At 70.3% G+C, this 19,080-nt stretch carries 18 protein-coding genes; 5 read left to right on the forward strand and 13 right to left on the reverse strand.

Going from position 1 to position 19,080, the window contains the following annotated elements; translation table 11 throughout:
• Positions 1 to 72: 72 nt before the first annotated feature.
• The 3 genes from secD to GA0115233_RS32270 all read right to left on the reverse strand — a co-directional run bounded on the left by secD (position 73) and on the right by GA0115233_RS32270 (position 4,110).
• On the reverse strand, positions 73 to 2,379 hold the full coding sequence (gene secD, locus GA0115233_RS32260) for a protein translocase subunit SecD (RefSeq protein WP_093723872.1): 2,307 nt from the start codon (positions 2,377 to 2,379) through the stop codon (positions 73 to 75).
• 67 nt (positions 2,380 to 2,446) lie between these two features.
• A complete protein-coding gene (locus GA0115233_RS32265) occupies positions 2,447 to 2,917 on the reverse strand; it encodes a hypothetical protein (RefSeq protein WP_093723873.1) in 471 nt (156 codons plus the stop codon).
• Between the two features lie 113 nt (positions 2,918 to 3,030).
• Entirely contained in the window at positions 3,031 to 4,110 is a 1,080-nt protein-coding gene (locus GA0115233_RS32270; protein ID WP_255310428.1) for a hypothetical protein, read from the reverse strand.
• Positions 4,111 to 4,318: 208 nt separating this feature from the next.
• Here GA0115233_RS32270 and GA0115233_RS32275 point away from each other — a divergent pair, with 208 nt between their 5' ends.
• From GA0115233_RS32275 to GA0115233_RS41315, 3 genes are all read left to right on the forward strand, one after another.
• Positions 4,319 to 6,001, forward strand: coding sequence for a SpoIIE family protein phosphatase (locus GA0115233_RS32275; protein ID WP_255310429.1), 1,683 nt, complete (start codon positions 4,319 to 4,321; stop codon positions 5,999 to 6,001).
• Positions 6,002 to 6,214: 213 nt separating this feature from the next.
• Positions 6,215 to 6,811, forward strand: coding sequence for a hypothetical protein (locus tag GA0115233_RS32280; RefSeq protein ID WP_141689597.1), 597 nt, complete (start codon positions 6,215 to 6,217; stop codon positions 6,809 to 6,811).
• 114 nt (positions 6,812 to 6,925) lie between these two features.
• Entirely contained in the window at positions 6,926 to 7,333 is a 408-nt protein-coding gene (locus GA0115233_RS41315) for a DUF5994 family protein (protein WP_093723875.1), read from the forward strand.
• Here the strand turns inward: GA0115233_RS41315 and GA0115233_RS32290 are convergent.
• The 5 genes from GA0115233_RS32290 to GA0115233_RS32315 all read right to left on the reverse strand — a co-directional run bounded on the left by GA0115233_RS32290 (position 7,330) and on the right by GA0115233_RS32315 (position 9,601).
• Positions 7,330 to 7,680 carry a hypothetical protein gene (locus GA0115233_RS32290; RefSeq protein WP_093723876.1) on the reverse strand — a complete coding sequence of 117 codons (351 nt, stop codon included), beginning with the start codon at positions 7,678 to 7,680 and terminating at the stop codon, positions 7,330 to 7,332. The two genes, GA0115233_RS41315 and GA0115233_RS32290, sit on opposite strands and share 4 nt — an antisense overlap.
• A 367-nt stretch (positions 7,681 to 8,047) precedes the next feature.
• Positions 8,048 to 8,269 (reverse strand): hypothetical protein, encoded by a 222-nt coding sequence (locus GA0115233_RS32300; protein ID WP_093723878.1) that lies wholly within the window; start codon positions 8,267 to 8,269, stop codon positions 8,048 to 8,050.
• A 122-nt stretch (positions 8,270 to 8,391) separates the two neighbouring features.
• Entirely contained in the window at positions 8,392 to 8,718 is a 327-nt protein-coding gene (locus GA0115233_RS32305) for a GYD domain-containing protein (RefSeq protein ID WP_093723889.1), read from the reverse strand.
• Positions 8,719 to 8,873: 155 nt separating this feature from the next.
• The gene (locus GA0115233_RS32310) at positions 8,874 to 9,230 is read right to left on the reverse strand and encodes a carboxymuconolactone decarboxylase (RefSeq protein ID WP_093723879.1); all 357 of its coding nucleotides are present in this window, start codon (positions 9,228 to 9,230) and stop codon (positions 8,874 to 8,876) included.
• Positions 9,231 to 9,376: 146 nt separating this feature from the next.
• On the reverse strand, positions 9,377 to 9,601 hold the full coding sequence (locus GA0115233_RS32315) for a hypothetical protein (protein ID WP_093723880.1): 225 nt from the start codon (positions 9,599 to 9,601) through the stop codon (positions 9,377 to 9,379).
• Between GA0115233_RS32315 and GA0115233_RS32320 the strand changes: the two genes are divergently transcribed.
• Together GA0115233_RS32320 and GA0115233_RS32325 are read left to right on the forward strand one after the other, a co-directional pair.
• Entirely contained in the window at positions 9,600 to 12,371 is a 2,772-nt protein-coding gene (locus tag GA0115233_RS32320; RefSeq protein ID WP_093723881.1) for a cation-translocating P-type ATPase, read from the forward strand. The two genes, GA0115233_RS32315 and GA0115233_RS32320, sit on opposite strands and share 2 nt — an antisense overlap.
• Positions 12,371 to 14,128: a SulP family inorganic anion transporter gene (locus GA0115233_RS32325; protein ID WP_093723882.1), complete on the forward strand. Its 1,758-nt coding sequence runs from the start codon at positions 12,371 to 12,373 to the stop codon at positions 14,126 to 14,128. Before GA0115233_RS32320 ends, GA0115233_RS32325 begins: the two co-directional genes overlap by 1 nt.
• Positions 14,129 to 15,095: 967 nt before the next feature.
• On the opposite strand, the gene GA0115233_RS32330 is transcribed toward GA0115233_RS32325, so the two are convergent.
• The 5 genes from GA0115233_RS32330 to GA0115233_RS32350 form a co-directional block, all read right to left on the reverse strand.
• A complete protein-coding gene (locus GA0115233_RS32330) occupies positions 15,096 to 16,055 on the reverse strand; it encodes a sporulation-delaying protein SdpB family protein (protein ID WP_093723890.1) in 960 nt (319 codons plus the stop codon).
• Positions 16,055 to 16,654, reverse strand: coding sequence for an SdpA family antimicrobial peptide system protein (locus tag GA0115233_RS32335; RefSeq protein WP_093723883.1), 600 nt, complete (start codon positions 16,652 to 16,654; stop codon positions 16,055 to 16,057). The genes GA0115233_RS32330 and GA0115233_RS32335 overlap by 1 nt, the downstream gene beginning before the upstream one ends.
• Before the next feature lie 84 nt (positions 16,655 to 16,738).
• Entirely contained in the window at positions 16,739 to 17,464 is a 726-nt protein-coding gene (locus GA0115233_RS32340) for a sporulation delaying protein family toxin (protein WP_176712020.1), read from the reverse strand.
• Between the two features lie 231 nt (positions 17,465 to 17,695).
• Complete coding sequence (locus GA0115233_RS32345; protein WP_313895782.1) at positions 17,696 to 18,679, reverse strand: DUF1648 domain-containing protein; 984 nt, start codon at positions 18,677 to 18,679, stop codon at positions 17,696 to 17,698.
• On the reverse strand, positions 18,676 to 19,023 hold the full coding sequence (locus tag GA0115233_RS32350) for a GntR family transcriptional regulator (RefSeq protein ID WP_093723885.1): 348 nt from the start codon (positions 19,021 to 19,023) through the stop codon (positions 18,676 to 18,678). The genes GA0115233_RS32345 and GA0115233_RS32350 overlap by 4 nt, the downstream gene beginning before the upstream one ends.
• Positions 19,024 to 19,080 lie beyond the last annotated feature (57 nt).

The raw sequence follows: 19,080 nt of genomic DNA on the forward strand, positions 1-19,080 counted from the left end.
CGGCCCGCAAGCCCGGCCCCCGACCCGAAAGCCCGGCCCGCGACCCGCAAGCCCACCCCGCAAGCCCAGCCCTCACACCACGGCGCCCGAGCCCCGCCGCTCCTCGCGCCCCGTAGGCCTGGGCGGCGCCGCAGGCGCCGGATACCGGCCCTCCAACTGCACCGCGACCGGCACCGCCGTGATCACCGTCGACGCCATACCGACCACCACGCCCGCGATCAGCGCCACGGAGAAGTCCGCGAGCGAGTCGCCGCCGAGGAAGGCCAGCGCCGCCAGGATGAACAGCGCGCCCATACCGGTGTTGACGGTGCGCGGCAGCGTCTGGACGACGGCTTGGTCGGCCGTGGTCTCCAGGTCCGCCGAAGGATTGCGGCGGCGCTCCTCGCGCACCCGGTCGAAGACGACGACGGTGTCGTTGACGGAGTACCCGATGACCGTGAGCAGGGCCGCCAGGAAGACGCTGTCGACGGGCTTGCCGAGCCACGCGAACAGGCCCACCACCAGCAGTACGTCATGCACCATGGCCGACACCGCCGCCGCGGCGAACGTCCACCGGAACCGCACGCTGAGATAGATCATCTGGGCCGCGACGGCGATGCCGAGCGCGATGAGCGCGTTGCGGCGCAGCTCGTCGCCGAGGCTCGGGCCGATCATCTCGTCCCGTTCGACGGTGACTTCGCCGCCCTCCTCGGCCAGCGCGGACTTGATCGCGTACTGCTCGTCGTTGCTCAGCTCGCCGGTGCGTACGGAGATGTCCCCGGCCCCGGACTCCTGCACCACCGCGCGCGGGAACCCGGCGTCCGCGACCGCCTCGCGGGCGGCGTCCACGTCCACGGGCCTGCTGGTGCTGTACTCCACCAGCCGCCCGCCGGTGAACTCCACCCCGAACTCCAGCCCGCGCAGCCCGATCCCGGCGACCGCGACCGTGATGAGCAGCCCGCTCAGGCCGAGCCAGCGGCGCCGGTGGCGCACCAGCCGGGGTTGTCGGCGGGTGAGCCAGGCCCGTACCCGGCCGGTGGAGGTGATCCCGGTCAGGCCGGGCCGCCCGCGCACGAAGCGGCGCCGGACCGCGAAGTCGGCGAGGACGCGGGTGATCACCAGGGCGGAGAGCATCGAGACCAGGACGCCGATGCAGAGGGTCACGCCGAAGCCCTTCACCGGGCCGGTGGCGAAGAAGAACAGCAGCCCGGCCGCGAGCAGCGTGGTGACGTTGGAGTCGAGGATCGCGCTGAAGGTCTCGCGGAACCCGGTGCGCAGTGGCTTGTCCAGGCGCGCGGAGGCCGACTTGAGCAGGCGGGCGCCCACGTACTCCTCGCGGGCCCGCTCGAAGACCAGCACATTGGCGTCCACCGCCATGCCGATCGCCAGTACGAACCCGGCGAGGCCGGGCAGGGTGAGGGTGGCGCCGAGGGCGACGAGCGCGGCGTAGGAGATCAGGCCGTACAGGGCGAGCGCGATCGTGGCGAGGGCGCCGAGCAGCCGGTAGACGACGATGATGAACAGGCCGGTCAGGGCGAGCCCGATGATCGCGGCCTGGGTGCTGGCCTCGATGGCGTCGGCGCCGAGCGTGGGGCCGACCGTGCGCTGTTCGACGACGTCCACCGGTACCGGCAGCGCGCCGCCCTTGATCAGTGCGGCCAGGTCGTTCGCCTCGTCCTTGTCGAAGCCGCCGGTGATCTGGGTGGAGCCGCCGGTGATGCCGACGTCGCAGGCCACGCTCGGGTTGACGGCGGGTGCGGAGAGGACCTTGCCGTCCAGGACGATGGCCACGCGCCGCTCGGGGGCGCCCTGCGCCGCGCAGGCCGCCTCCCCGGTGATCCGCGCCCAGTCCTTGCCCGCCTGTCCGCGGAAGGAGAGGTTGACCGTCCAGCCCGCCAGCGCCTGCTGGTCCAGTCTGGCCTCGGCGTCCTTGACGCCCTCGCCGGTCAGCGCGGTGGGCCCGAGCGTGAGGTAGGCGCCCTTCTGATCGGGGTCGGGCAGGGTGCGCGAGCCGTCCTCGGCCGCCTCCGCCTCGCCCTTCTTGTCGGTCACACCCGTGACGGGGTGGACGGTGAGTTGCGCGGTACGGCCGATGACCTCGGCGGCCTCGCGCGGGTCCTGCACTCCGGGCAGCTCGACGAAGATCCGCTTGTCGCCGGAGCGGTACAGGCTCGGTTCGGACACGCCGAGCGCGTCGACGCGCTGGCGCAGCACCTCCAGGGCGCGCTGGGTCGAGGCGGCGTCGGCCCGGATGCCGGGGGCGTCCTTGGTCTCCAGGACGATCTGGGTGCCGCCGCGCAGGTCGAGGCCGAGGCGGGCGGACTGGGTGAGGGCGACGAGGATCGATACGGCGATCACACCTAGGGCGATGATCGCCCGCCACACGGGCGCACGGGACATGGGTTCTCCACGATGGGCAGGCAGACGGAACCGACGTCTGCCCCTGGCGCGGAGAGGCGCGCGCGGGTCAGGCGTCGACGATGACTTCGGTGCTCCATCGGGAGGGCGGCCCGCGCGGCCGGTACGGGTCGGTGTCCCGGCCTTCACCGGTGCCCCCGTCCGCCACGGCCCCACCCGGGCCGCCGACCGCACGGTGCGGTGCGGTGTCCCCGGAACCCCGGCCCAGGAAGCCGTGGAAGGGGTGGAAGGGGTGGGGGAGGGTGTCGGCGGGCCCGAGCACGGGGCGCGCCGCAGGCGCGGCGGTCGCGCGGGACTCGGCGGTCGCGCGGGACGCGGCGGTGGCGCGGGACTCGGCGGTGACCGTCGTCCGTACGACCGCCGCCGGGACGGCCGTGGCCGTGGTACCGGCCGGGGCCGGCGCCCGGGACGCCAGTGCCGACTTGGCCGACGTCGGCAGGAAGACGGTCAGGACCGCGAGCAGCGCGGAGAGGACGACGGCGGCGGGACGCGAGGAGTGCGCGCGGAGCTGCTGCTGCACGCCTCCCACCTCCCCGGATCAAGTTGCCGTAAGGACTCGAACGGCCCCCGTCGCCCAAAGGTTCCCGGCGACCGGGGTACGACCGGGGTGTGCCCGGGGCGCGACCGGGGTGGTCAGCCCCGGCGCGGGTAGACGGTCGGACCGGGCAGTTCGAGTTCCGTGCAGTCCCGCCGCTCGGCCTGGTCCGTGGCGAAGGCGTTGAGGAGTCCGCGCACCTCACCCGTGGACAGGGCCGCTCGCCCGGTCTTCGTCGGGTAGTTGTTGGCGAGGAAGTTCGCGCTCTCCCCGGCGCACCGGGCCTTGGCGCGGCCGAAGTCCTCGCCGAGCAGCGCCTCGTCGGCGCCGAGGTCGTCCGGGAGCCGCGCGTTGTTCGAGAGCAGCCGCTCAAAGGGCTCGGCGGTCCAGTCGCCGTACCAGCCGGAGAAGTCGACGGACTCGCCGGTGCCGGAGTCGATCAGCGAGCAGCTGGTGATCGCGGCGCGGTCGTCGGTGGGCGCGACGACCTGCCAGGCCCTGCCGGACGGGCTGTCGGGCAGCGCGGCCCGCGACAGCCAGCCGCACATGGTGTTCCCCGCCCGGGACAGGGAGAGCTTCCGGACGGGCTCGACACGGTCCGGCAGCGGCAGCGGCTTTGCCCCGCAGCCCAGCTCGGCGCCGGCGCCGTTGGCGATGCGTACCGCCGTGCGCAGGGACGCCGTCGACGGACCGTCCTCCACGCCGTGGCTGTACACCTGGGTGACCAGACGGTGCCCGCGGCCGAGCTTCGGACAGTCCTGGACGATCACCGGGCCGAAATTGCCGTAGAAACCGGGGACCGAGGCGGGGAAGGGGCGGCCGACATCCCTGGGGATGCCGAACTCCATGTCCAGCGGTCCCAGGCGGGCGCCCGTGTCGGTCTGCGCCTCGATCCGCAGGACGAAGTGGCGCCCGTCGCCCTCGTCCACCCCGCACCTCAGCACCCGGTTCCCGGAGCCGAAGGTGTCCCGGCCCGCCCGCAGCCGTTCGTCCGGCAGCAGGTCGGCGAGTTCACCGCCCGACAGATGGCCCCCGCACAGCCGCGCCGCGTACCACCACGGCTGCCACACCGGCTTCGCCGCCCAGCCGCCGCCCGCCAGGACGGCGACCACCACCGCCACGATCGCCGATGTCCGCCCGCTCGGCAGCCACCGCCGCCCCCGTATCCCCGTTGCCATGACCTGCGGTCTCTCCCCCTGCCCAGGGTCGTGCGTGAACGGGGCGCAGCCTACGGGACCCGAGGGGTACGGTGAGGAAGTCACCAGGGCGGACATGCCCCACGCCCGGGTGGTGGTGCGTACTCTGCGCGAGTGGGCAGCGCCCCATGGGGAACCCGGGTCACAGGTGTGACCCGAAATGATGTTCCGGCGACGAGAGGCGGCGACCATGCGCCCGGACAGTGCGCGGGAGGCACTCGCCCGGGCTCTCGACAGCCTTGGGACGGGCGCCTGCCTGGTGGACGAGCAGGGCCTGATCACCGCCGTGAACGCGCGCGGCGAGCAGTACCTGCGCCGTCCCGCCGCCCATCTGGTCGGCCAGGACGCCCACGACCTGCTGCACCGCACCGCGCGCGGGGAACCCGTGCCGCGCGAGCGGTGCCGGATGCGGCAGAGCGTCCTCGGCGGGGGACCGCAGCAGGGCGACGAGGAGTGGTTCGAGCGCGGGGACGGCGTACTCGTGCCGGTGCGCTGGCTGGCCACACCCTGCGAGACCATCGGCGGCGAACAGGCCACACTCGTCCTCTTCCACCCCGCGGAGAGCCCCGAGCGCCCCGCCCAGCGGCCACCGGCGTCCGGCTGGCTCTCCGAGTTCGAACGGCTCGCGCTGCTCGCCGAGACGACCACCGTGCTCACCTCCACGCTGGACATCCACGAGGCACTGCGCCGCCTGATCAGCCTGGTCGTGCCCCGGATCGCCGACTGGTCCGTCATCGACCTCATCGACGAGCGCGGGGATGTCGAGCGCTTCGCCGTCGCTCACCACGAGAACGGCACCCTGGTCTTCCGCGACGACCTCCAGGGCCCCATGCCGCCGGTGCCGGCGGAGTCCCCGATGCCCCTGTCCCGCGCCCTGCGCGGCGTCGCGTCCTCCCTCGCCGGGCCCGAGACCTACCAGGGCCCGCCCGACTCCGACATCGCGGTGGAGCAGCGGCGCCTGTTCAAGGCGACCGGCATGCACTCGGCGGTCGTGGTCCCGCTGCGCAGCCTGCACGATGTGCTGGGCGCCCTCACCCTGGGCCGCGCCGACCAGCCGGAGCGGTTCACCGCCAAGGAGACCGCCCTGCTGGAGGACATCGCCCGGCGCGCCAGCCTCGCCCTGGAGAACGCCCGCCTCTACCAGCGCCAGCGCCAGGTCGCCGAGACCATGCAGCGCCATCTGCTGCCGAAGCTGCCGCGCTCCCCGGGCCTCGCCATGACCGCCCGCTACCTGCCCGCGCCGGACGCCTCCCACGTCGGCGGCGACTGGTACGACGCCTTCACACTGCCGGACGGCGCCACCGCCCTCGCCGTCGGCGATGTCGTCGGCCACGACCTGGAGGCGGCGGCCGGGATGGCCCAGCTGCGCAACATGCTGCGGGCCTACGCCGTGTCCCAGCAGGAACCCCCGAGCAAGATCGTGGAGTGGCTGGACCAGGCGACCCAGCACATCGCCGAGGTCTCCATGGCCACGTCGATCTTCGCCCGCGTGCACCGGAGAACCGACGGCCGCACCGAACTGTCCTGGACCAACGCGGGCCACCCCCCGCCCCTCCTGGTCACCGGCGACGGCGAGGCCGACTACCTGACCGACGGCCACGGAATACTGCTGGGCGTCACCCCCGACCGCCCCCGCCCCGACGCCACGGCGGAACTGCCCCCCGGCTCCACCCTCGTCCTCTACACCGACGGCCTGATCGAGTCCCCGACCCGCTCCCTGGACGAGGGCCTCGCCGCCCTGCGCCACCACGCGGCGGCACTGGCCCACCGCCCACTGGAGGCCTTCGCGGACGAACTGCTGGCGCGGGCACGTCCGAAGGACAACGACGACGATGTCGCGCTGCTGGTGGTCCGACACGGCCCGGAGGCATGACAACTCCTCAGATCTCCTCGTAGAGCCTCCGGGCACGGCAGGACCCAACCAGCCGCACCCTTCCTGAACTGTTCGCGCACCCCAGGGTCCGGCGCGCCCCGGAGTACGGTGGAGGGACCGAGGGTCTCGCGCGCGGCGGCCGTGTCGCCGTGCCGTCCCCGGTGAGCGTCGATGCCGGGGCGGCCGCGGCCTTCCCGGAGCAGGGACCGCGCCATGGCCGCGCACGTACTGGATCAGCCGAGCAGGGAACGGGGCGCGTCACCCCGGGCGGGGGCGGTGCTGCGGCCACTGACCCGGCGCCAGATCGCCGACCGCCTGGAAGAGCTGGGCGAGGTGTACACGCACTGCTCGGCCGGCGGCGACGAGGCCCGCGGCTGCTTCCAGCGCCGCCTGCTGACCGCCGTACGACACCCCGGCTTCGCCCTGCTGCTCGCCCAGAACACCGACCCCGTAGGACTGGCCTACGGCTTCCCCGTACGGGCCGAGGGTTGCGCGGGAGACGGAATCGGCGCGTACCTGCCGGCGGGCCTGTACCAACTCGCCGCGAAGGGGCGGCTCTTCGCCATCCCCGAGACGGTCGTCCCGCCCGAGGCGTACCGGCAGTACCAGGGCCGCGACTGGAACCTCGCCCGACGCCTGCAGAAGAGGCTGCTGGACGACCATGACGCGGCCCTCGGCGTCACACTCGTGCGCCGGGACGACACCGGCACGCTCGACGCGCTGCGCTCCTGGGGCTGGCGGTGCGTACCGCCGTCCGGGACCGCGGGGCAGCCGCCCGCCCTGTGCCGGGCCCTGGTCCTGAGCCCGTGAACTCCGCACCGGTGGGTGGACGCGGCGGCGACGGAGCCTTTCCCGGCGTGCGGGGTTACGGTGAGAGGACACCCGGGCACGGCCGCGGGCCGGGTCCCAGACAGGAGCGCCCTGATGGCCCCCGCCGTTGAGCCCGTTGAGCCCCCGTCCGCCCTCCCCATGGCCCGTCTGCGGCTGGCCCCGCGAAACGCGGTGTCCCTGCGCGTCGACGGCGCGTGGTGGCCCCGCTCCCACCACCTGCTCGCCGAACTCCCGTCCCTGATCAGCGCCTTGCCCCCGGAGTGGGGAAAGATCGTCACGGTCACGGTGAACACCCAGATGTGGGCCGAGGCGCCGGGCCGGATCCTGGTCGGCCACCACGTCGTCCGCCTGCGCGGGGAGTCGGCCTGGCGCCGTCGCCACACGGTGGGCCTGTTCGAACTGGACCACGCCCGAAGGGACTTGCTGGTCGTACCCCCCGAACTGGCCCAGGCGGACGCCGAGTACCTAATGGCGGCAGTGGCAAGGTACAACCACCCCTAGAGCCCCAACAGCCGTTGGGTGATCTCCCGGTACCGCCGCACCGCGAGATGGAGTTCGGCGGCGTCCGTCTCCGGGTCCTGACCCTCCCAGCCGGCGCGCAGGATCCGGCGCTGTTCGGCGAGGGCCGCCATGAGCTGGTCGGTCGCCTCGTCGAAGGCGGCCTCGCACTCCTCCAACGAGTCGAGCGGGGTGTCGGGGAAGGTGTTGAGCGCCCGCCCGAGCCGACGCAGGATCTTCTCCCGCTCGTCCGCCGGAAACACCGGCTCCGGCCCCGGCGTACGGCGCCCGGAGACGCCGCCCCGGGGCTGGTCGCCGGGCTGCTGGGCACGTGCCTGGTCGTACATCATCAAGTGCCGCTTTCCAGTGCGTAGTGCCGGATGTCCGCAGCGGCGTGGCCGTGAGCCGGGAGCGGGGAGCCCACGGATCCTCCCCGACCGGCCAACCGCACAGCTAGGCAGCCTTGGGCCGCCGCGTCGTACGCGAACCCGAGGCGGGCAACTGCGCTTCCTCGGACCAGACGACGTCGTCCTCCTCCCCGAAGTCCGGAGCCTGGAAGGGGTCCGTCGTGGGAGGCGGTGACACCGCGGTGGAACGTCGGGGCTGCCCCTCCGGAGAGGAGAACAGCGAAGTCGATTCGATGAGAGGTCTGCCTTTCGTCACAGGCCCCGGACGGGGCCCGGCGTGCCGTAACCGGGCACAGCGGTACTGGCGGTCCTACAGCTTGGTCATCTTGGCGTACGGGCTCAAGATCCGCATCTGCGTCGAGCCGAAATCCACGAGCGCCGCGATCCCGTCCTCGACGCCGACCACCCGGCCGAGGCCGTACACGTCGTGCGTGACCTGGTCGCCCGTGGCGAAGTGCTTGGGCGCCGGTACGACCGGGGCCTTGAAGGGGCTGGTGGGCAGATGACGCTTCGGCGCCGCAGGCTTTGTCATGACTCAGTATGAGCCTACGCGCATCCCACAAGCTATGGCCGAAGGCACAGACCTGAGGAAGAACAGCCACGCCACCGCACTGACCTGGTGCTTTAGCCCCCCAAAGAGACGAAACTCGACCGCTACGCGCCGGGAGGCCGATACTGGATCTGTCCGGCTTTGCGCAGGGCGTCCATGGTTTCGTCGACGGTCAGGAGAACGGTCGTCTCGAACGAGCTGAGCGCCCCGCCTCCACTGATCGCCAGGGCGACGGCGGCCATGGAGACGTTGTCGGGGGCCTCCCACAGGTTGTACCCGTCACGCGTGCCGAACGCGTACCAGAACCCGTGGAGCTTGCCTCCGACGGACTCGATGTACGACTGAGCGGCCTTGGCCCGGTCCTCGGGGTGGCTGATGAGCCTCTGCCAGGTCTCCGGCGTATAGCTGAACCTCGATAGATAGAGCGGCATCACGTCACCTTTCGTCCCAGCAGGGATGCCCCCGCGGGACGGGTTACGCACCCGTATCCCCCGAACAGCGGCAAACGCCGGGGTGGGCCGGCTCGACAGCGGTCAGCCCCAGGCACACCCCCAGGGCGACGCGCATGCGGTGGCGTTTCTCCTCGCTAGGAGCCGGTACGGCTGTCGGCCTCGGCGCGGGCGATGGCTTCGGCCTCGCTGTCGGCCAGGGCGAGCGCGACGCCGAACGCCTGGGCGATGTGACCGGCGGCCGACATGACGCGTGCTGTCCCGACGACAGGGGCGATGGCGACGAGCAGGTCCTGGAGTTGCTCGACCGTGAACTCGGCTTTGATCGCGGGGTTGATGTGGGCCAGGTAGGAGATCGCTGGTGCGTCCATGGCCACGAGGGCGGCAAGGCGGGAGAGGATGAGCGTCCGCTCGTCCATGTGGCAGTGCTCGATGGAGTCGATCGTCATGGCGGCGATCGTGTCGAGTACCGGAGTACCAGGTGCAGTGGACATGGTTGGCCCGCCTCCTTGCGATGTAGGGAAATGTCACCCGCGCTCAAGCGGGAATGCGGGAATCCCCCCTGGACAGCCGGAGATTGGCAACAAGCGTAGACACGCTCGGCTGGTGGCGCGCGTCGAGCCGGACTGCTGCGGCCGAATCACTCGCTGAGGGTGAGCCCACACCGGTCGATCGGGAGGAGCATGTCGAAGTGCCGCCGCCACAGGCCGGGGCAGGCCAGATACGACGGCCGGACCGGCCGGAGACGCGGGAAGACGAAGACGGGGCGGACCGGCAGAAAGACGAGTACCGGCAGCGAGAGGTACCGGCAGCGCGAAGTACCGGCAGCGAGAGCCGAGCAGGCCCGATCGGAGGCACTGTCCATGACCGCACCGGCAGACGCCCCGCAGCAGCGGGCGCCAGACGACCGCAGGTGGTACTCGCTGCCACCGCAAGAGGTGGCCGACGCCTTCGGCGTGGACCCCGGCACAGGGCTGTCCACGGCCCGCGCCGCGGAACTGCTGCGTACGAACGGTCCCAACGCGCTGCCGGAGGAGAAGCCCGTACCGGGCTGGCGCCGCTGGCTCGCCCAGTACCGCAGCTACATGCAACTGGTCCTGGTCAGTGCCGCCGTGGTGTCCTTCGTGATCAAGGAGTGGAGCACCGGTGTACTGCTGCTGGTCCTGACGGTCGTCAACGCGGTGGTCGGGATGCGGCAGGAGGGCAAGGCGGACAGCGCCATGAACGCCCTCAAGTCGATGATGAAGGCTACCGCCCGCGTCCGCAGGGACGGGACGGAGTCCGAGAGCGCGGCCGAGGAGGTGGTCGTCGGCGACGTGGTGCTGCTCACGGCGGGCGACGAGGTGCCGGCCGACGGCCGGATCATCACGGCCAGTGCCCTGCAGATCGACGAGTCGGCGCTGACCGGCGAGAGCGTACCCGCCGCGAAGGGGCCGGACGCGCTGCCCGACACGGACCTGCCGCCCGGGGACCGCCAGAACATGGTGTTCATGAACACGCCCGTCACCCACGGCAGCGCGACGGTGATCGTCACGGCCACCGGCGCGGGTACCGAACTCGGCCGTATCTCCGGGATGCTGACCTCAACGCCGCGTGAGGCCTCGCCCCTGACCCGGGAGATGGACCGGCTCACCGTGTGGATCACGGCGACGGCCGGACTGACGATGATCGTGATGTTCGCCCTGGGCCGCAGCCGGGGTACGGCGTGGGACGTGCTGTTCGTGAGTGCCGTCTCGCTGGCGATCGCCGCGATCCCGGAGGCCCTGCCGACCGTGACCCAGACGATCCTGTCCATCGGCGCCGTCGACCTCGCACGGCGCGAGGCGATCGTGAAGGACCTGCCGTCGGTGGAGTCGCTGGGGTTCACCTCGGCGATCAACTCCGACAAGACCGGCACCCTCACCATGAACCAGATGACCGTGGTGGAGGTGATCGATCCGGGTGACCGCTACACCGTCTCCGGCACCGGGTACAGCCTGGAGGGCAAGGTCCATCACGCCGTCGGCGCCGCACCCGGCATAGAGGACGCGATCCTGCCCTACCTGGTGGCCAACGACGCGCGGCTGGTCGACGGCGAGGTGGTCGGCGACCCCACGGAGGGAGCCTTCCTGGTGCTCGGCCACAAGGCCGGACTCGACGTCGACGCCACCCAGGCTCGGCTGCCGCGCCTGGCCACGCTGCCCTTCGACCCGTCCTACAAGCTGATGGCCACCTTCCACTCGGCCACGGACGCCGCGGGACGCCCTGTCGTGCGCTGCTTCGTCAAAGGGGCGGCGCCCGCCGTGATGGCACGGGCCACCACCGCCCTGTCCCGGGGCACGTCCGTCCCCTGGGACGACGGCCTGCGTGCGCGGGCGCAGGAGCACGTGCAGCGCATGGGCCGGGAGGGCCTGCGGGTGATGGCCGCCGCGCAGCGCGACCTCGATCCCGCGACCTTCGACCCCGAGGGGGACCTGCTCGACTACGCCACCGGGCTGCAGATGACGAGCCTGGTCGGGATGGTCGACCCGCCGCGCCGCGAGTCGCGCGCGGCGGTGGCGGACGCGCAGAACGCCCGCATCAGGGTTCGGATGGTGACCGGCGACGACGTCGTCACCGGCGCCGCCATCGCCCGGCAGCTCGGCATCGAGGGGGAGGCCGTGCTCGGCTCGGACTTCGCCGCCCTGCCCGAGAGCGAGCGGCTGGCCCGGATCGACGACATCGGCGTCGTCGGCCGGGTCACCCCCGAACACAAGGTGCTGCTCGCCGACACCCTGAAGAAGAAGGGCTGTGTGGTGGCCATGACCGGCGACGGCGTCAACGACGCCCCGGCGATCAAGGCCGCCGACGTCGGGATCGCCATGGGTTCCGGCACCGAGGTCGCCAAGAACGCCGGGCGCATGGTGCTGGCCGACGACAACTTCGCCACGATCGTCTTCGCCGTCGAGCAGGGCCGCAAGATCTACGACAACCTCACCAAGTACATCCGCTTCGTCCTCGTCCTCCTCGTGGTCTTCGTGCTGACGTTCCTCGGCGCGACGCTCTTCGACATCGCGGACGGAGAACCGTTCACCCCGGCGCAGGTGCTGTGGATCCACTTCTTCGTCAACGCGGCCTTCGGCTTCGCGCTCGGTTTCGACCGCCCGAGCCCCGGGCTCATGGAACGCCCGCCGCGGCCCCGGGGCACGCCCGTGCTGACCAAGGGTGTGATGATCACCGTCGGCCTCTCCGGCCTGGCAATCACCATCGGTCTGCTCGCCCTGATCGGGTTCGGCGAGTCCCGCTACGACGACACGGCGGTGGGCCAGTCGATGGCCTTCACGTCCTTCGCGCTCTGTCTCGTCGTGGCCGCTCTTGAGTGCCGCAGCGAGACGCATACTGTCCTCACCACCGGCAGCTTCGACAGCAAGCAGATGAACTGGGCGATGCTCGTAGAGTTCGCCTTGGCCGTGTTCGTCACCCAGATGGACGTCTTCCGGCGACTGCTGGGCACCACCGAGCTGACCCTGGCGCAGTTCGCCTGGGCGCTGCTGCCGGCGCTCGCGCTGCTCGCGCTGTGGGAGCTCGGAAAGTTCCTCGCCCGCTGGAACGGGCGGACCGACCGCGCGGTGGTGACACATCCCGCAGCCGTTCGGTCCGAGGGGAACAGCGCCTGATGACAAGCGGTCACCACCCGCGCGATGCCATGCGTCGGCTGCGTGCCCTTCCCGGCCTCCAGGCGGTGACCTCGTACCGGCGTGAGTGGCTGCTCAAGGACGTGATCGCCGGGATCGTCCTCACCACCCTGCTGGTACCGCAGGGCATGGCGTACGCGGAACTCGCCGGCCTGCCACCGATCAGCGGCCTGTACACGTCCATCCTGTGCATGCTCGGCTACGCGGTGTTCGGCCCCTCGCGCATCCTGGTGCTCGGCCCCGACTCCTCCCTCGGCCCCATGATCGCCGCCACCATCCTGCCGCTGGCCGCCTCAAACGGAGATCCGCAACGGGCCGTCGCCCTGGGCTCCATGCTGGCGATCATGGTCGCGGTCGTGATGATCCTGGCCGCGGTGGGCAAGCTCGGCTTCGTCGCCGACCTGCTCTCCAAACCCACGGTGATCGGATACATGAACGGTCTGGCGCTGACCATCCTGATCGGTCAACTGCCCAAACTGCTGGGCTTCAAGGTCGAGGCGAGCGGTCTGGTGGAGGAGTGCGTCGGCCTGGTCGAGGAACTGTCCGCCGGGAGCCTGGTCCCCGCCGCGGCGGCTGTGGGCATCGGCGGCATCGTGGTGATCCTGGTGCTCCAGCGCCTGCTGCCGAAGATCCCGGCTGTGCTGGTCATGGTGGTGCTGGCCATCGCCGCCACCAGTGTCTTCGGCCTAGGCTCGCACGGTGTGAGCCTCGTGGGTACCCTGCCGCAGGGCTTTCCGCCCCTCACCCTCCCCGACATCCGGCTCGACGACCTGGCACCGTTGGCCGGCGGCGCCCTGGGCATCGCCCTCGTGTCCCTGGCCGACACGATCTCCAACGCCTCCGCCTTCGCCGCCCGCAGCGGCCAACAGGTCCGCGGCAACCAGGAGATGGCGGGAATCGGCGCCGCCAACCTCGCGGCCGGGCTCTTCCAGGGCTTCCCCGTCAGCACCAGTGGCTCACGCACCGCGGTGGCCGAACGGGCCGGCGCGAAGACCCAACTGACCGGAGTCGTAGGCGCCTTACTGATCACCCTGATGCTCATCCTCCTCCCCGGCCTCTTCCGCGATCTGCCTCAGCCCGCCCTCGCCGCCGTCGTCATCACCGCCTCGCTGTCCCTGGTCGACGTAGGCGGAACCGTACGGCTGTGGCGGCAGAGCCGCGTCGAGTTCCTCCTGTGCATCACCGCGTTCCTCGGCGTGGCCCTGCTGGGCGTCCTGCCGGGTATCGCCCTGGCCGTCGCACTGTCGGTCCTCAACGTCTTCCGGCGCGCCTGGTGGCCGTACGAGACCGTGCTGGGCCGCGTACCGGGCCTCGGCGGCTACCACGACATCCGGTCCTACCCGCACGCGGAGCGACTGCCCGGCCTGGTCATCTACCGATTCGACGCCCCCCTGTTCTTCGCCAACGCCAAGACCTTCCGGGACGAGATCCTGCGCCTGGCACGGACCGACCCCGCACCCACCTGGATCGTCATCGCGGCCGAGCCGATCACCGACGTGGACACCACCGCCGCCGACGTCCTGGAAGACCTCGACGAGACCCTCAACGCCGAACACATCCACCTGGTGTTCGCCGAACTCAAGGACCCGGTCCGACGAAAGATCGAACGCTACGAACTCACCCGCACCATCGACACCCGCCACTTCTTCCCCACACTCGAAGCGGCCGTCACAGCCTTCCGCGACCAAACCGGCGCCCGGTGGACTGCGGCCCCGCCTTCCCCGCCCGATCTCCGGTGACGGACGAACGCCGACAGAAGGCTGCTACAGCCGCGCCGGATGAGCAGCGCTCCGGCACGGATCTGGCACGCGGCGAGTGATCGCAGAGAACAGCAAGAAGGCCCGGGTCTCCGACCTGGGCCTTAATCATGGAGCGGGTGACGAGAATCGAACTCGCGCTCTCAGCTTGGGAAGCGACGGAACTTAGGCGGGCCATCGGGGTGGTCGTTGGGGTCGGATTGCACCGCTGTTGACCGTGGTTTTCCGTCCTTACGGGCACGCGGAGGGCACGGCACCTTGGAAGGGGAGAGACCGGTGCTGCCGACAGCGCACAAACCCATGGGCTGCCTCGTACGGAGACGTTCTCCTGAAGTGACGTTTGCGGCTGCATATGAGCAGTTCCTGCTGACCAGCGCTACTGTCACCACACGAATGCCATGCCTTGGGCGAAGCCGGGCTCGCTCCTCGTTTGGCATGGGAGCGGAACACCGTCTTTGGTTGCCGAGGACGCGTGCTCGACGGACATGGCCAGGGCGACGACCCGGACGTCTGCATCTCGTCCGTCAGCCTCTGGCGCGGCGTCCTGGCCGAGGGCCGCACGCGCCGCGGGTCGGCTACTCCGCAGTCCAGGCTGCCGACCCTGGGCGGTGTCGGTCAGCTGTTACGAGGGGTGTTTCTGAACGGGCCAGGAGGTGATGCTTCTGCGGTCTCCGCAGTCCTCCCGGGTCTCGCCCTATGGGTGAACTGGAACCACACCGAGTAGCAGTCGTTCCCCGTGTTCGTCAGTTCGCCTCGGACAACGAGCGTGGAGTTCAGAGGAGTCTTCTGGATCGTGCGGGTTCCCTGAGCGGTGGCGGTTCCGTGCGCGACGTTCCGCTGCACGTCTGCGGCGGACGAGGGCGTGCCGGAGAGCAGGACAGCGCTGGTGGAGGCCAGAGCTACGGCGGCGGTCTTGAGCATGTGTGACGGCATGGTGCTGTTCCTTGCGTCATGCGTGGGCGTGTTCCTTGACGGGTTCGTCGATGGGCACGTCGTGTACCGGCTCTGGCCCCGGAGTCCGTCGTGACACAGCACGGAGGATGCGTCCGAGGTCGGGGTCGTGGCCGAGGGGTGCCAGGAGGAGGAGCAGGCCGGCCCACATGGCGAACGCGAAGCTCCACAGGCCCATGACGACGGCGATGGACAAGTGCAGAAGGACCCCGGCAGGCAGCAGGATCCAGCGGACCTTTTGCGGCATCAGGAGTGCGGCAGCGAGGGCGATCTCGATGACGAGAGGACCCCAGGTCATCGCGGCCACGCCAACTGGGTTGTGGACGACGGCGTTGACCATCGGCCGCAGCCAGCCGGGGGAGCCGAAGTCGTAGTTGTTGACCCAGTAGTACAGGGCGGTTCCGTCGGCCCACTCGGCGTGGGGGAGTTTGGCCACGCATGACTGGAAGTACAGGACGGCCATCTGGATCCGCGCCACGACGATTGCGCTGATGCCGAGGAGGGCGAGCAGGCCGCGCCCTTCGGACCGGGGGAGCCCGGGCGGGCTGGGCTGCCAGTGCCAGCGGCGTGAGTCGCCCAGGGCCACGATGGCGATCAGCAGCGTGAGCACCCAGGTGATCTGATCACCCCCGTCGGGGATGGAGATGCCGGTGAAGACGCTGAAGGCCACGTAGGCGTGCGGAATGGCGGTGAAGCGTGGCCGCCAACCGCTGGCCGCGATGACGAGGACGAGACAGCACAGCCAGCGCATGGTGTCGTAGTGGTCGGGTTCCACCAGGCAGAAGGCGCCGCCGGCCGTGACACCGCGGCACAGCGGGTACTGGCCGACGGTGGCCACCTCCCGGAAGAGGGTGGCCGCGTCGCTGCACGCCAGCGTGCCGAGTGTGCCGAGGGCCAGCAGTGTACGGGCCAGACCGTAGCCGGTGGCCCACGGTATGGGGATGGTGCGCTGACGCATCAGCACGTCACCTCCAGCACCATGACGCGTTCCGGGCTGTGGGCCTCGGGCATCAGGTCACGCCATGCCCACGGGGTGGGGCGTTCCTGCAACAGGCCGACGGTTCCGCAGAGAATGGGGTCCGGTGAGCGGTTTTCGACGTGGCGCGCGGGTGTGCCGAAACTCTTCAGGCAATGCTGTCTGTCGTCGGTGCACTCACGCCAGTCGTCCTTCTTGGCGGCGGAAAGCAGCATGGCGATCTCGACGCCCTGCGCGCGCGATTCGCGATTCAGGCCGAAGGCGTTCCGTGGTGAGGCATGGGGAGTCAGTGCAAGCGGTCTCCAGTCCCCTGGTGCCTTTTTGAAGGGAATGATTTCAGGGTCCCGAGGTGATTTGGTGAAGAATGCCCAACCCTGCGGAGCCAGATTTACGACCGTATACTTCACCTCCTCCTGGGCGGGCAGTGAGATGACGTTCTTCGGTAGCTGTTCCTGGGCCACGTATGTAATCACGATGATCCATGCAATGCAAACAGTGGCCACCGCTTTCAGTGAAACGGAGACCGAGCCGTCACGGCTTTGCGTAAAAGCCTCGCAGAAGCGACGGAATTTTATTTTCATGGTGGTGAGTTCCTGCCCCCGTGAGGCGCTGAAAGGCCCGGCCGCGAGGGCGGGGAGTCTGCAGCCTCCCCGCCCCGTCCGGTACTAGGCGGCCTTGAGCGCCTTCGTGACCTGCGCGACGGCCTCGTCCTTCGACAGCGGCGTCTCGTCACCGCTGGTCGGCTTCGCGCTCCAGAACCAGTTCTTGCCCTTGACGAAGTTGGCGCCCACCGCGACGGTCACCGTGACGACGGCGCCGGCCGCGGTAACCACGGCCGCGACGTGGACGACTGCGGCACCAACGGCCACGGTGACGCCGCAGCGCTGCCCGTTCTCCCTGGGAGCGGCCGACTTGTCCGTCCTGGCCACTGCGAGGAGCATCTCCTGAGCGCTGCTGACAGCCTTCTCCACCTGGCGCGGGTCGCCGCTGCGCGTCTTCCGGCTGAGGTCCGCGAAGAAGCCGGGCGACTTCTTGTTGATCAGTTCGATCACCGCATTGGACGCGCGGACCTCGTCCGGGGAGTCGTTGCCGACGTGCTGGCGTGCCGCCGAGAAGAGCTCCAGCTCGGCCAGGTTCTCGCCGACCTTGCCCTGCCCGAAGAACAGCCCGCGGAAGACGTTCTCGCCGTCGGACTTAGCCGAGGCGGCAGTCGCGACGGCTGCCGGCTTGGCGGACGTGCTGGTGGTGTCCGCGATCGCCGTCGGTGCTGCAGCCACACAGAGAGCCGCCGCGGTAACGCCGGCTACAGCCAATATCCCGCGCTGCTTGATATTCAATTCGTTCCCCTCGATTTCATGGAACGCTCCGAGGGGTGAAAGGCGTGCGGTCACCACGCTCCCCCCGGCGCGTTATGCCGTCGAAGATCATCACACGCGGAAAAGAGGAAGTCGAATGAAAGTGGTCGACGTCACGCGACGGCAATGGGTCCTACCTCTCAGGTTTCCCTGACTAAACGCACGCCTCATTTATTGAATTCTTGACGGAATGCGAGCGGCGGGCTATCGCTTTCTGTCGGGGTCGGCCCGGCCTGCGCCGGGGGATACGTGGGCCGGGCCGACTTCTCACCTCGGGGACTTTGCGCCCAAGGAGTTCAGGAGTGCGGCGCCCCGTTCGGCGTCGTCCACGCTAACGGCGAAGTCCTTGCCCTTTGCGCGGACGACAAGACACTCGCCACGGCGAAGCATCACGGTGGTCCCCAGCCCGCTCAGCCGGTACCCCCATCCCCCCACCTGCGCCGGTGTACGGTGCTCGACGCGGGCCGATTCGATGTCCTGGACGGCCCAGCGTCGTGCCGGCCAGCCCAGCGGACCGAAGGACACTTTCAGCCCCTCCTCGCTGACCCGGGCCTGCACCGAAGCGCACCCGAGAACCAGCACCGAGGCGAGTGCGAACGGTGCCATGAGGATCAGCGCCGGGAGCGGACCCGCCAGCCCCCCTACCGCGGCCACGACAGCGGCCAGGGCCACAAGCCCAGTGACGGCGGAGGTCGTCTGAAGCCACGGATTGGATGTGCGGGAGAGCCACACCAGTCGCTGGCCTTCAGGGATGTCCATAATCGGGCCGTCCGCCGCCTGGTCTGGCGCCGCGGGCCCGTGACGGGTCGCGAGCCAGGCGACCGCACCTGCCGTGGCCGCCACTACGGCGGTCGCCGCGACCCAGCCTGTCACCGAACCGGCCTCGCGCCAGTCGGACCGGTCCAGGTTCGCGCGTACGACCGACGCCTGCCCGCCGACCAGGAAGACGCCCCCGGTCGCCAGTGTGACGCCCGTCCATCCGCGTATCGTTCCCGCGGACTTCGGGCCTGTGCGCCGCAATGCGAACGCCAACGCCGCAGCCAGCACCGTCCATATGAGAGCCGGGAAGACTGCTGCCGCCCATAGGGGCATGGAACTGTCAGGTTCCCCTGACTCGCTCCAGTGCGTGGCCAACCTCTCCGGCAACCGTCCGCTCGCGGCCAGAGGCATGCCCACCAGCAACAGCAGGATCCCGGCACACCACCCGACAAGCCCCCACGTGGTCCCGCCGCCGCGGCCCGAGTACTTCACGGAATCCCCCTGATCATCTCGATGAGGTCGGTCTTGCTGTAACCGAGGCGTGCCGCATCGGCCACCAGATCGCCCACGCGATCCAGCAGTACGGAGCGCTGGTCCGCCCCGTCGGCCACCGTCACACCGCGGCCGCGCCGGAACTCCAGCACGCCCTCGTCGCGCAGCGCCCGGAGGCCGCGCAACACGGTGTTGGCGTTGACGCCCAATGCTTGTGAAAGGTCACGCGCCGGAGGCAGTCGGTCCCCCGGGTGGCACTCGCCCTCAGCGATGGCGCGCCGGATCGCGCTTGCCACCTGCTCGTGCAGGGGGCGATTGTCCGCGACATCCAGTCTCAGCAACATGATGCTACTGACGATAGCACCATTCGCTTCATGTGTGGCAGGGGTAGCGTCCACTTG

The organism is Streptomyces sp. DI166 (assembly GCF_900091315.1).
Lineage (GTDB): Bacteria > Actinomycetota > Actinomycetes > Streptomycetales > Streptomycetaceae > Streptomyces > Streptomyces fuscus.